Annotated in this window: 10 protein-coding genes; 6 read left to right on the plus strand and 4 right to left on the minus strand. The window is 60.3% G+C overall.

All coding sequences use genetic code 11. The annotated features are described in order from the left end of the window. Window positions 1–2: 2 nt before the first annotated feature. Window positions 3–491 (plus strand): tRNA-uridine aminocarboxypropyltransferase, encoded by a 489-nt coding sequence (locus RRF64_RS06265; RefSeq protein WP_323844970.1) that lies wholly within the window; start codon window positions 3–5, stop codon window positions 489–491. A 32-nt stretch (window positions 492–523) separates the two neighbouring features. Here the strand turns inward: RRF64_RS06265 and RRF64_RS06270 are convergent, their stop codons facing one another. Together RRF64_RS06270 and RRF64_RS06275 are read right to left on the minus strand one after the other, a co-directional pair. After that, window positions 524–673 carry a hypothetical protein gene (locus RRF64_RS06270; RefSeq protein ID WP_323844971.1) on the minus strand — a complete coding sequence of 50 codons (150 nt, stop codon included), beginning with the start codon at window positions 671–673 and terminating at the stop codon, window positions 524–526. 8 nt (window positions 674–681) lie between these two features. Next, the gene (locus RRF64_RS06275; RefSeq protein ID WP_323844972.1) at window positions 682–924 is read right to left on the minus strand and encodes a hypothetical protein; all 243 of its coding nucleotides are present in this window, start codon (window positions 922–924) and stop codon (window positions 682–684) included. Between the two features lie 235 nt (window positions 925–1,159). Here RRF64_RS06275 and RRF64_RS06280 point away from each other — a divergent pair, with 235 nt between their 5' ends. Beyond that, window positions 1,160–3,139 carry an acyltransferase family protein gene (locus RRF64_RS06280; RefSeq protein WP_323844973.1) on the plus strand — a complete coding sequence of 660 codons (1,980 nt, stop codon included), beginning with the start codon at window positions 1,160–1,162 and terminating at the stop codon, window positions 3,137–3,139. Between the two features lie 74 nt (window positions 3,140–3,213). On the opposite strand, the gene RRF64_RS06285 is transcribed toward RRF64_RS06280, so the two are convergent. Next, entirely contained in the window at window positions 3,214–4,488 is a 1,275-nt protein-coding gene (locus RRF64_RS06285; protein WP_323844974.1) for an ATP-grasp domain-containing protein, read from the minus strand. A gap of 630 nt (window positions 4,489–5,118) precedes the next feature. Between RRF64_RS06285 and RRF64_RS06290 the strand changes: the two genes are divergently transcribed. Beyond that, complete coding sequence (locus RRF64_RS06290; RefSeq protein ID WP_323844975.1) at window positions 5,119–7,422, plus strand: TonB-dependent receptor; 2,304 nt, start codon at window positions 5,119–5,121, stop codon at window positions 7,420–7,422. Window positions 7,423–7,522: 100 nt separating this feature from the next. Then, window positions 7,523–9,553 carry a tetratricopeptide repeat-containing sulfotransferase family protein gene (locus RRF64_RS06295; RefSeq protein WP_323844977.1) on the plus strand — a complete coding sequence of 677 codons (2,031 nt, stop codon included), beginning with the start codon at window positions 7,523–7,525 and terminating at the stop codon, window positions 9,551–9,553. Between the two features lie 78 nt (window positions 9,554–9,631). Here RRF64_RS06295 and RRF64_RS06300 read toward each other — a convergent pair whose 3' ends face one another. Continuing rightward, on the minus strand, window positions 9,632–10,594 hold the full coding sequence (locus RRF64_RS06300) for a DUF4862 family protein (protein WP_323844978.1): 963 nt from the start codon (window positions 10,592–10,594) through the stop codon (window positions 9,632–9,634). Window positions 10,595–10,880: 286 nt separating this feature from the next. On the opposite strand from RRF64_RS06300, the gene RRF64_RS06305 reads away from it, so the two are divergent. Together RRF64_RS06305 and RRF64_RS06310 are read left to right on the plus strand one after the other, a co-directional pair. After that, window positions 10,881–11,828, plus strand: coding sequence for a polysaccharide deacetylase family protein (locus RRF64_RS06305; RefSeq protein WP_323844979.1), 948 nt, complete (start codon window positions 10,881–10,883; stop codon window positions 11,826–11,828). A 59-nt stretch (window positions 11,829–11,887) separates the two neighbouring features. Next, a complete protein-coding gene (locus RRF64_RS06310; RefSeq protein WP_323844980.1) occupies window positions 11,888–12,802 on the plus strand; it encodes an alpha/beta hydrolase in 915 nt (304 codons plus the stop codon). Window positions 12,803–12,818: the final 16 nt, after the last annotated feature.

A 12,818-nucleotide genomic window follows, 5' to 3' on the forward strand; every position in this document is an offset into this window, starting at 1 on the left:
CGATGAGAATCACCCTGCTGACCCACGAGCGCGAACTCCAGCGCAAGACCAACACCGGCGCGCTGGCCCTGGAGTACTGCGGGGATATGGTGAAGCGCCTGGTCTGGGCGCGCCGCGAGCCGGACCCGGCACTGCTGGAAAGCATCGAGCGCGGCGAGGCGGCACTGGTTTACCCCGGCGGGGATGCGACGCCCGAGCGGCTGGAGGATTTCGCGCATGTGATACTGATCGATGCCACCTGGCAGGAAGCGCGCAAGATCTACAACCACAGCCCCTACTTACAGGCGGCGCCACGAGTAGCCATCGCAACACATGCCGAATCCAGCTACCGCCTGCGGCGCAACCAGCCGCAGGGCGGCCTCTGCACCGCCGAGTGCGTGACTGAGATACTGCACCGACACGGCGAGCATACTGCGGCCGATCGGCTGGCAGCCGCGTATGTGCACTTCAACCAGACGCCACATGCGCACGTTGAAAAGGAGCCAAGATGACGCAGCGCATTCTGATTGCCACCATTTTCCCATCAAACTGAAGCTTCGATCGCGACAACATTTTCGCCGGACGCGAAGACCGCTGCGAAGCCGCCGCCGGCGGTACGGAATTTGGTGCGCCGCCCCGGAAACAGACGGGCACTGGTCGGCAGCCGCTCGCCGTCGTACACATAGGCGCGCATATCGAACTTCAGCGGTGCACCCCCATCTCCAGATAGCGCTGCGCCGCGGGGACGTGGGCCTGCGCCAGATAGTCGCGCCGCGGCAGCAGCTCCCGCCATATGCTGCGGGCGATCTTGTCGCCGCGGTAGCTGGTCTTGCCGCCAGGCAGTGGCCAGAGGAAAACGAATGTCGAAAGCTTTTCCTGCGTCCACCATTTCCCGATCGCTTCATAATTCAAAAAATTAAAGAAAGAACATAATACGTACGCCATACAGCCATTCTTCGTATCGGAGCTAACCTACACTTCTCCTGCCTGATTAAAAAACAATCAGTCTGATTTCCTAACAGACTCAAATAGATGCCGGGCAAAAATCTGGTGCCATGAGGAGCTGGTCGATTACCCCAGGCACGACCGGTCAAACGAAGCAACGAGAGGTTCTCCGCCAGAGAGCCAGAGGAATCAAGGTCTTGGAATAGGTAACTATCACCACAGAAGTAGCCAGCCAATGAAAACTGAACTACCCATGCGGTACCGGCCTGACATCGACGGATTACGCTCTGTAGCCGTACTACTCGTGTTAGTTTTTCACTTTAAGATTCTCGATCTGGGCAAGGCTGGCTTTCTTGGTGTTGACATTTTTTTTGTTATTTCCGGCTACCTGATTACGCAGATACTTTACAAACAGATCCAAAACAACAATGGCAGAATCGACTTCAGAAAATTCTATTTGGCCAGAATTCGCCGACTTGCCCCAGCGCTATTCGTCACCCTTGCCCTTACACTGATCGCCGGACATATCTTTCTTCTTCCAGAGCATTTTTCCGACCTGGCCAAAGAAGTTATTTATGCGCAAATCTATGCGTCAAATATCTATTACTGGCAAAACATAAATTACTTTGGATTGCACGCCGACTCGACCACACTACTGCACACCTGGTCCCTCGCATTAGAGGAGCACTTTTACCTGGTATTTCCGCTGTTTATCTTTACGATATTCCTGTTCTCCAGAAAGTATTTCTGGCTACTTTTTTTACTTGCCGGCATTTTCTCTTTTCTGCTGAACATTTACTTCGTCAACATAAAGCCTGAAGCGACCTTCTACCTAATGCCGACGCGCGCCTGGGAGTTCATCCTGGGAGGAATGATGGTCATTTTTTCCAAAACCAGAAAGGCCACCTCACCTTTCTCAAGAGCAGCCTCAAGTGAAGCTTGCGCCGCAATCGGCACCTGCGCCATTGCCGCCGCCATTGTATTCTACTCCGACGAAATACAGTTTCCCGGTTACTATGCCCTGTTACCAACCGTCGGGGCAGCACTGATAATCCATGCGGGCACATTCCGAAACTCATCGATCACCAAATTGCTCAGTGGGCGCCTTCCCGTCTATATTGGCAAACTATCCTACTCCCTGTATCTGATTCACTGGCCAATCAATATTTTTGCCGCCTACCAACTCGGCGAAAGCTACACGATAGAGTGGCGTATTCTATTTTTCCTGCTGACATTCCTGATCGCCATTGCGATGTTCCACCTAGTGGAGAATCCAACGAGAAAAATCTCCATAGAGGCTCACCCCAAGCGTATCGCCTGGGGCTATGTCACCGGACTGGCCGGCACCGTGATATTCAGCACTGCCGTCGTGACAGGAAATGGTTTGCCGTCCAGGTTCAGCGATGCAGCCCAACTGCTTGCCAACTACAGTACAGATATCCCGCCGGACACGCCTAAGTGCCAACCTGAGACCACCAGAAAATTTGACAAAGCTGATTTCTGTCAAGTGGGTGAAATATCACAGGCACCGACCTGGGTCATGATTGGCGACTCTCATGCCTGGGCCCTGAAGAGAGCATTTGATATCTGGCTGAAGCGCCGGGGAGAATCCGGGTTATTCATCTTCAGGCACTCGTGCCCCCCTTTGGTAGGCCTGGCGCTGTTCAAGGCCAGGGGTCAATGCCGGCTTTTCAATGAAAGAGCTTATGAATATATCTACAACGACCAATCAATACGAAACGTTGTTCTGGCTTCAACCTGGATACAGGCGAGGCGCTCATTGACCCTGGATTCCGACAGAAGATCAGAACCGGGAGAGTCTCTGGCCATTTTTTCTCGCGCCTTTACCCAGTCGATTGACAACCTCCACAACAGGGGAAAGCATATCTACATATGGGGACCGGTTCCGGGGGCGAAAGACAATGTCCCACTGCGCCTGGCGAAAGCTACAAATCCTGCAGTGGAAGCAAAAGATCTGGCGTTCACCTTCAGCGAATATCTGGAAAGATATGCGTTTTTCTACGACGCATTAGAACTCAGCAAGAGCAAGATATCCGGGATTATCAATCCTTCCAAGGAGCTTTGCAGTGACGGCGAAGTTTGTCACGTAACGATAAACAATTTGCCCGCCTACTCCGATGGCGATCACCTGGCCTATTCATGGAGTGATTACTGGGCCAATGTGATTGAGAATCAGCTTTCCGGAAAGCTGTAGAATCCACGGCCTCCGCCATCTTCCGGCTTCATTCCGACACGCCTGCAGCGGCCATGTTCCAATCCATCTGAAGCTCAGGTCGCGGCAATGTCTTCGCGGGGTGCAAAGACCGCGGCGAAGCCGCCGCCGGCCGTGCGGAAATTGGTGGTCTGCCCCTGATACAGGCGGGCACTGGTCAGCAGCCGCTCGCCGTCATACACATAGGCGCGCACATCGAACTTCAGCGGTGCACCCTCCAACTCCAGATAACGCTGCGCCGCGGGCACATAGGCCTGTGCCAGATAGTCGCCCCGCGCCAGCAGCTGCTGCCACACACCGCGGGTGATCTTGTCACCGCGGTAGGTGGCCTTGCTGCCGTAGCCGCTGAACGGCTTGAAGAAGTACTGCTTGCGCTGCGCCCACAGCTGTTCGGCATTGTCAGCGCTGAGCGGTTGCGCGGCCGGCACCGATTCCCGCAGGGCCGCGCGGGTCTGCGCGTCCACCCCTATGCCGGCCAGCCACTGGTCGTCACCGAGGCGGATCAGGTTGCGCTTGTTGGCGTAGAGCAGGTGGTGGCGGGGACTGGGCGTGACCACCGCCGCATCCGCCAGATAAGCGTCGCGCAGCGCACGGCTTTGCGGCTCGCTCAGGGAGAAATCCGTGAGCCGGTTGTAGACGAGGTCGAAGGCCCGGCCGTGCAGGCGCAGGCCGCTGCCGTCGAATTCCAGCTGCGCGGGCGCGGCTATCTCGCACTCCAGGCCCAGTTCGCGAAACCAGTTGCGAAACAGCAGGAACTCCGGGTACAGGTACTGCTGCTCGGGCCGCTCGTCGACGATCAGCACACTGGCGAGTGGCCGCTCACCGCGGGCGAGCCGCCACTCGTTGCGGAACATGGCCTCGAAGCGGGCGAGCACCTTGTCCAGGCGCCAGTCGCCGAGGCAGTCGCGCACCGCGTCGCAGCACACATGCTGGCTGTGGGTCATCAGCGCGCTCAGGAAAGCGCCGCCGGCATTGGTGTTGATCTCGATCAGGCTCGCGCCCCGTGCGGTGGGATGGAAATCGAAGCCCATAAACACGCCGCGCGTGCCCTGATCGGGAAACTGCTCCAGACCCGCTATCTGCTCCGCGAATGCCGGCAGGCGCAGCACCCTTTCCACCGCGTGGACACACGCCTCCATCGCCCGCTGCTGGGCTCCGTTGATAAACACGCTGTAGGGTGCAAACAGGCGCTCGCGCCCTTGCATGGGGTCGGGAGAAAGTGGGTCGGCGGGCAGGCTCTGCCGGCGCAGGGACCGCTGCAGCTGTGCCTGCAGGACATCCCGGTCCAGGGTGACACAGCGGCAGTAGCGGTTCAGTTCGGCAGCGGGCATGGCGGAGTTCCGGGTGGTTTACTGCACCTTTATAGGGCCACCGCCACCGGATTCAAGTGCGGGCGGCAAGGACCCTGTGGGGCAGTCCACTGCTCCGGTCTATCGCACAACACGGTCGTCTCCGTCGGCGCCCCCGCGCTAAACCGCAGGGCCCGGCGGGCAAAAATAACAGGGGGAATTTTCGCTACAGCGCACCCGGCGCAGCTGCCAACTCGCGCGCAAAACTTGCAGAATATTCTCACGGACGCGCGCTCTTTGCCGTTGCGGCTGCCGTAAAATCCAGAGCGATTTGCGTTCGATTACCGCACAAACCGGGTTCGATTACCGAACAAAAAAGAACAGCTTCAGCCAGAATGGAAATTTCATTCTTCGGCCAGCGCCGATAAATCCGGCGCGCTTTGTCTGCCGCGATTGTACGGGCACATATTCGCCGTTAAATCGGTAGACAGCTCGCAACAACTCAGGCATAAGTAACGAAAGACCGCGTTGTACCCCGGGGCCGCCCGGCCTCTTTTGCAAAACAAGATAAATAATCAGACAAAGGTGACATTCATGCCCGGTAAGCCAGTGAGGTGGTACAGGAGTCCTGTCAGTCTTGCGGTACAAATAGCCCTGTTCGGTTCGGCCCAAGTGGGATTTGCGCAGGAAAGAGAGTCGGCATCATCCCTCGAGGAAGTGGTCGTCACGGCGCGCAAACGCGAGGAATCCCTGGTCGAGGTTCCGATGAATATCGCCGCGGTGGGCGAACAGGAAATTGTCGCGCGCAATCTGTTCAAGAAAGAGGACATCTACCGCACTGTGGCGGGCGCGGCCAACCCGCGCGGCGAGCTGATACTGCGCGGCCTCTCCGGCGGCAACGAGTCCATGCCGGGAACCACCAGCGCCTGGACCGACGATATTCCTTTCGATTCCAGCGACCTGTTCGACGTGGCGCGCGTGGAGGTGCTGCGCGGCCCGCAGGGCACCCTCTACGGCTCTAACGCCATCGGCGGCACCGTGCGCGTGGTCACCAACAAGCCGGAGCTGAATGCCTTCTCGGCATTCGGGGCCACGGCAGTCGAGCAGGAGGACAATCGACCGGGGACGAGCAAGCGCGTTTACGCGGGCGTCAACCTGCCGATTTCCGATACCATGGCCGCGCGGGTGATCGGCAGCTTCGGCAACAGAGAGGGCAAGATCCTCAACACCAATACCGGCAAGAACGGCGAGGAGACGGATCGCTTTCTGCGCGCCCAGCTGATGTTCCAGCCCTCGGAGGACTGGAACATCAACCTGACCTACATCAATGACAAGGAGGATTCCTCCGGTTACGACTACGCCGACCGGTCGCAGCCCGGCTACTACTACGAGGCGATCCTGACCGAGAACCCCGCGGCCACTTACGGCTACGATGTCGAGCTCAGCTTCCCCGGCTGTGCCAATGAGACCGACGAGCGGCCGGCCTGCCGCACGGGCAAGTCTGTTTCCGGACACGATCCGAAGTTTGCGGTGTGGGAATCCCTCGACCCCTGGGAGGAAGAAGAGTACGAAGTCTTCTCCCTGCGCGTGGAAAAAAACAATCTGCTGCCCTTTGCCGATTTTGTGTATGCGGGCTCGGTGCAGGAATACGCCTACGGTTCCCTCGACAACTGGTCGCGCAACGACGCCAACGACCTCTTCCGCACCTGGATCATCAACGATGACGGCTACGACCGCTTTTCGCACGAGATGCGCCTGCAATCCAATACGGACGGCCAGCTGCAGTGGACCCTCGGCGCCTTCTACGATGAAAAGGACTGGAAGAGCACACCCAATGGTCAATGGCAATACCACGCCAGTGACAACCGCAGCCGCGCCATCGCGGAGTATCTGTGGGGCTACTACTGGGGGCTGGGCGATCCGACCCAGATTGGCCTCGATCTCTACGGCGATGCGACCAAGAACTACAACTACAGCCAGTATCGCTACAACACCAGGGAAACCGCCTTCTTCGGCGAGGTGGGCTACACCTTCGATCTCGGCGGCCGGGATCTGGAGCTGACCGCCGGTGTGCGCAACTACAGCCTGAAAGACAACATTCACACCGAAGTGTCGGGCATCTGGATCGGGCCGGAAGCCCAGGAGACCATCACCAAGGACGGCGAGGACGGCAACCGCTTCAAGTTCTCGGCGTCCTATATGCCGACGGATTCGCTGTCGGTCTACGCGCTCTACGCGGAGGGCTACCGCCCCGGCGGCAACAACGGGCCCAACTCCCCCAACGACTGCGCGGCGGATCCCAACATCGGCGGCTATGTGGACCGCTACGAGTCCGACCAGATCGACAACTACGAGATCGGTATCAAGGGGCTGGCGTTCGACCGGCGCTTCCAGTTCTCGTCCGCCATCTACCACATCGACTGGACCGGCGTGCAGGCGAGCGTCTACATGCCCAGCTGCGGATTCAGCTACACCGCCAACGCGGCCTCCGCGGAATCCGAGGGCCTGGAGTTCGAGAGCACCACGCAGCTCACCGACGGGCTGCAACTGCTGGTCAATGCCGCCTATACGGATGCGCGCATGACCTCCGATGTCCCCACGCTGGGTGCGGAATCCGGGGACAGCATGACCATGGTGCCCAAGTACAACTACTACATTGCGCTGGACCAGCGGCTGAGCCTGTGGGACAGGGAGGCCTCGGTGCGCCTCGATTACGCCGGCTACGGCGAGTACAAATCGCACTTCAACACTCAGGACGAGGATATTTCCCCGGCCTACGAAGTAGTGAATCTGTCCGGCAGCCTGGACTTCAGCGAGAAGGTGCGGCTCGGTTTCTATATCGATAACCTGCTGAACGAGGAGATTATCGAATACAAACGCAGCCGCTACCGCGGAGATTGGGCGCTGGGTGATCAGTACCACTACTACGGCCCCGAGAGAACCTATTCGCTGCGTATGGACGTGGATTTCTGGTAACAGACGCGGCGAGTCTGAGGCGCGACATGCGGGCCGCGAACGGCCCGCACAATCTGGAAAAAAAAAGACGGGCCGCAGGCCCGTTTTTTGTGAGAGAGAGATGATCGGTCAACAACAGGATTTTTATCGCCGCGTATCGCAACAGATCCGCGACGGTCAGCCGCAAGAGGCCGCGGCCGCGCTGCGCGACTGGCTGCGGGCACAGCCCGCCGATGAGATCGGCAAGAGCCTGCTGGGTTCCGCGCTGATGCGCTGCGGCGATACAGAGGCGGCTCTCGCCGTCTTCGCACAGGCCAGCGAAGATCACCCGCAATCCTTCGCGGCCTTCGGCGATCTCGGCTTCGCGCATTTCGGCCTCGGTGACAATGCAGCAGCCATTGCCGCTTTCGAGCGCGCGGTGCAGCTGAACGTGAACTTCTACCCGGGCTGGTGCCATCTGCATTCGCTCTATTTCCGCATAGATCAACTGGATCGGGCGCGCACTGCCTTCGCCGCCGCCGAGCGCTGCGATCCGCACGGCGCCCATTTCGCACAGATCCAAGCCGCCATGCAGCAGCAGCGCTTTGCCGAGGCAGAGCGGCTGTGCATGAGTCTGCTCGAGCGACAGCCGGGCTATCCGCGCGCCGCCTATACCCTCGCGCAACTGGCCTCCCAGGTAGGCGCTTTCGAAGAGGCGAGCCGCATCCTGACGCTGGCGCTCAGCCGCTACCCGGTGGACGTGAGCCTGCGCACCGCGCTGGTGGTGAGTTACGAGGAAGCGGGCCGATATCCGGAAGCGGCAGCAGAGGCGCGCACCATTGTCAAAATCAAATCCGACACCGCTGCGCCCTGGCTGATACTCGGCCGGGTGCTCGGTCACTGCGGCAGTTATGAGGAATGCCTCAACGCCTACGAGCGCGCGCTGGCACTGGCGGAGAGCGGCCTCGAGAAAGGCAATGCACAGTTGCTGCGCGGCCATGTGCTCAAGATTCTCGGCCGCCACGACGAAGCCGTCTCCGCCTACCGCAGTAGCATTGAACAGGTACCGCACAATGGCGCTGGCTGGTGGGGCCTCGCCGACATGAAAACCTACCGCTTCGGCGACGAGGAGATGGCGGCCCTGCGTGAACTGCTGTCGAGCGACGGCGCGCGGCCGGAACAGCGCTCTCAGGGCGCCTTTGCGCTCGGCAAGGCACACGAGGACAGCGGCGAGTACCCGCAGGCATTTCACTGGTACAGCGAGGGAAATGCGCTGCGCACCAATACGGATTTTGATGCGCAAAAGCATTGGGCAGGCATCAGGACGATTGCCGAAGTTTTCGATGAAAGACTGCTGGCCCGACGTGCCGACCCTGCCGCCTCCGGCCCGGTGCCGATTTTTATCGTCGGCCTGCCGCGCTCCGGCTCCACCCTGATAGAACAGATACTCGCCAGCCACTCGCAAATCGAGGGCACCATGGAACTGGCCACCCTGCCCAACCTGGTGCGGCGCATCACTATCGACGGCGGGCGCAATGGCGGGAGAAAAGGCGGGGAAAAACGCGGGGAAAAAGGCGCGCCCTACCCGCAATCGATGGCGCTGTTCAGCGAGGCCGAACTGGCCGCCTACGGCCAGACCTACCTGGACGATACCGCCATCTACCGCAGCGGGCGGCGCTTCTTTATCGACAAGCTGCCGACCAACTTCGACAAGGTGGGCCTGATTCACCAGATACTGCCCCAGGCCATCGTCATCGATGCGCGGCGCCATCCGCTGGACTGCGGCTTCAGCTGCTTCAAGCAGCACTTCGCCGCCGGCCACGCCTTCAGTTATTCGCTGCGGAATATCGCCGACTACTACAACGCCTACCTCTACCTGATGGATCACTGGGACAGGGTACTGCCGGGCAAGGTGCTGTGCGTGCGCTACGAGCACCTGATCCGCGATACCGAGGCGATGGTGTCCAGGCTGCTGCAGCACTGCGGCCTGCCGTTCGAGGAAGACTGCCTGCGCTTTTTCGAAAACCGCCGCTCGGTGCGCACCGCGAGCAGCGAACAGGTGCGCCAGCCGATCTACCAGTCCGCGCTGGCGCATTGGAAAAATTTCGAAACCGAGCTGGCACCGCTTGTCGAAGCGCTGGGAGAGTCGACGCTTGCACGTTTTGGAGATTGACGTTCGGCACTTCAGACGAGTGCCGACCGCCAATCTGACCCGCGCGCAGATTTTCCCCGGCGCCGGCCCGGCCTGGGACTACCCGGCAATCCGCTCCAGGATATGCAGCGCCCCGGCGATATAGGCCAGCCGCTCGGCAACACCCAGGCTCTCCGGGCGCACCGAGATCTTGATGCCCATAAAGTCGAGCTTGTCGGGGTCGGCGACCTCGAGGCAGCGCCGGAACTCCGTTTCGGTCAGCAGCGAGCAGGGCTCGAAGGCCGGGATATCAAACGCCTGCGCCGGCGGCATATGGGTGTCGCGCCAGACACCGTAGGGGCTCTCCCGCCCGGAAACACCGGAAAACATCAGGCCTTGCAGCAGGCCCGCGGCCCGCGCCGCTTCCAGGTGCGCCACCGGCCCGTTCACACCGCGCGCTTCCAGCGCCGAGCGGCCCCAGTTGATACACAGGCCGACCGGGCTGGCGGCGCCGCGGTTGGCGCTAACCACGGCCTCGATTTCCGTCTCGATCGGCAGGAAACCCTTGTCGGCACTCTGCCCCGGCACGAACGCATCGCAGTGTTCGAGCACCAGCGCGGCGCCGTCCCAGTCCCAGGACGCCAGCGTCTGCAGCGAAGTGGCCAGGGCCGCGGCCCCCGGCCCGCTGTCCGCGGTCACGCGCGGGGCGGCGTGGATCAACAACGCCTTGACGGCCTGCCGGCCGAGGTGGCGGTTGAGCTTGTGAATCGCCTGCCGCGCCTGCTCGTAGAACTCCAGCGCCGCCTGCCGCCCGGCTTCGACGCCGGACGCGATGCCGAAACTGGCATCGCTGCCCAGCCGCTGCATGACGCCCGGCATGCCGGTGAAGACAAAGTCCCACGCCGGGTCTATGGCAGACAGGAACCAGTCGTCATCGACGGGATGCAGCGAACCGGTAAACGGGTGCTCCAGTCCGCGGGCATTCGACATGGCCTTCAGGCCGTCCAGGTATTCCGCTTGCACGGCGGGGTCCCAGCTTTCTGTGACCGGGGCAGTGGCATAGGCCCCAACGAAATAGCCCATAGTTCTCTTTCCAGTTCCAGTTGATTCAGGCCGCTGCCTGGCGGCCCTGCAGGGCCCGCGGGAATGACACGCCCGGGAGCCGGGCGAAGAGTGGGAGTCTACCATCGGCACCGCCAATCTCTATGCGGTTGCACCAAACCGTCCGCGGCCTTTCCCGGCCCCGCACCCTGAACAAAAGCCTGCACAATGTTTCGATGCGACTCAGTTAGCGGCTGGAAACACCGGAATTCCCCTGGACACCACACCCTGTACAATGACCGCGCACCCATAAGAAACCGGCCGCAATATGCGATACAAGATAGCCCTCATACTGTTACTCGCCGCCTCGTCGATCGCCCACGGCAAAGAAGTGGCTTTTACCTTCGACGACGCCCCCAGGCGGGCAGACGGCTATTTTGACGGCCCAACTCGGGCGAAGGCGCTGCTGGCGGAGCTGGATAGGCACGGTATACGGCAGGTGGCCTTTTTCTCCGTGAGCCGGAACCTGGACCCGGAGGGGGTGCAGCGGCTCAAGGCCTACGGCGATGCCGGCCATATTATTGCCAACCATACCCATTCTCACCCGGACTTCAATCGGCTGAGCCTGCAGGAATACACCGAAGATGTCGGCACAGCCGACCGCCTGTTGCGTGACTTCCCGACCTTCAAGAAATGGTTCCGCTTTCCCTACCTGAGAGAGGGCGATACTGCAGCCAAAAGGGACGGCATGCGGGCATATCTGCGGGAGAACGGCTACATCAACGCCTATATCACCCTCAACAATTATGACTGGTACATCGAGACGCTGTTCCAGGAGGCCGTCAGCGAGGGTATCGATGTCGATCTGGAAAGGCTCAAGAGCTTCTACATCAATACCCTGATCGAAGGCATAGAGTACTATGACCAACTGGCGCTGACGCACACCGGGCGCTCGCCCAAGCACGTGCTGCTGCTGCATGAAATGGATATCACGGCGCTGTTTGTCGGCGATCTGGCAGATGCCCTGAGGGAGAAAGGCTGGAAGATCATCTCACCGGCAGAGGCATACACGGACGACATCGCCGGCTACCAGACGCAAGGCGTGCTGAAGTACAACCCGGGTAGAGTGGGTGAAATCGCCCGCGACCGGGGCCAGGCTTCCGATCTCTGGCACAGGACCCTGAATGAGACCTACCTAAGAGAGCAGTTTGCGACCCAGGTCTTGGGGCCTAAAACCGCCGAATCTGTTAGTTCATTGGGGGCGGAGCAGAATTAGTTGCCAATTTATTTTGCTTCATGATCGAACATCATTAGAAATTCCGAGCGAGGCCACCATTGAAAAACCACGTCTGGCTATTGATCTTCACGCTGCTCCTCGCCGGCAACCTGGCTGGCTGCCAGAAGAGCGAAAAGAATTCCACAACGGACACCGCCGCGCGGATTCCACTGGACTTTCTGCCGGCATTGTACGGGGACTACTTTAAACTGGATTCCGAGATCGTCGGCCGCCCCTACCATATCTATGTCCGCTTTCCCGAAGGCTATGACGAGACCGCGGACCGGCGCTACCCGGTGGTCTACCTGCTCGACGGGGATTCGCTGTTCCCGATACTCGCCGCCAATCACCTGTTCCTGCACTACGACGACCAGATCCCCGAGGCCATTGTGGTCGGCATTGCCTACGGTTCCTTCGAGCCCGGCGTGAACATGCGCAGTTACGACTTCTCGACCGCGGCCGCCGACGGCGACCCGGAGCAAGGAGGGGCGGCGGATTTCCTCGCCTTCCTCGAGCGGGAACTGCTGCCGAGGGTTGAGAGCAGCTATCTGGCGGATTCGCAACAGCGCATCCTCTTCGGCCAAAGCCGCGGCGGTCATCTGGTGCTCTATTCGGCATTCGCACAGCCCGACCTGTTCCGGGGACGCATCGCCAGTAACCCGACCTTCCTGCCGAACAAAGAACAGTTTCACGCGGCGCCGGCCCGCACAGATCGGGAGGACCTGACACTGGTAGTGACCAGTGGTTCCGACGACCACTACCCGCAGTTGCGCGAAGATGCCCTGGCCTGGCACGAGCGCTGGAAGGAGCGCGGCGACGCGCCCTGGTCAATCGCGTTCAGCTCCATTCCCGGTGGCACCCATGCGGCCAGCAGCGTGGACAGTTACCGCTTTGGCATGAACCGGATATTCGAGCGGGAGATCCGGGCGATGCGGCAAAAACTGGCAGAAGCGCGTTCGGCGGCCACACACTAGCGGTACGAAACTTCGC

It is taken from the genome of Microbulbifer magnicolonia (assembly GCF_035117725.1).
Classification (GTDB): domain Bacteria; phylum Pseudomonadota; class Gammaproteobacteria; order Pseudomonadales; family Cellvibrionaceae; genus Microbulbifer; species Microbulbifer magnicolonia.

Coding starts and splice junctions, on each gene's coding strand:
- RRF64_RS06265 (WP_323844970.1), top strand. CDS start 3: ATGAGAATCACCCTGCTGACCCACGAGCGCGAACTCCAGCGCAAGACC.
- RRF64_RS06270 (WP_323844971.1), bottom strand. CDS start 673: ATGCGCGCCTATGTGTACGACGGCGAGCGGCTGCCGACCAGTGCCCGT.
- RRF64_RS06275 (WP_323844972.1), bottom strand. CDS start 924: ATGGCGTACGTATTATGTTCTTTCTTTAATTTTTTGAATTATGAAGCG.
- RRF64_RS06280 (WP_323844973.1), top strand. CDS start 1,160: ATGAAAACTGAACTACCCATGCGGTACCGGCCTGACATCGACGGATTA.
- RRF64_RS06285 (WP_323844974.1), bottom strand. CDS start 4,488: ATGCCCGCTGCCGAACTGAACCGCTACTGCCGCTGTGTCACCCTGGAC.
- RRF64_RS06295 (WP_323844977.1), top strand. CDS start 7,523: ATGATCGGTCAACAACAGGATTTTTATCGCCGCGTATCGCAACAGATC.
- RRF64_RS06300 (WP_323844978.1), bottom strand. CDS start 10,594: ATGGGCTATTTCGTTGGGGCCTATGCCACTGCCCCGGTCACAGAAAGC.
- RRF64_RS06305 (WP_323844979.1), top strand. CDS start 10,881: ATGCGATACAAGATAGCCCTCATACTGTTACTCGCCGCCTCGTCGATC.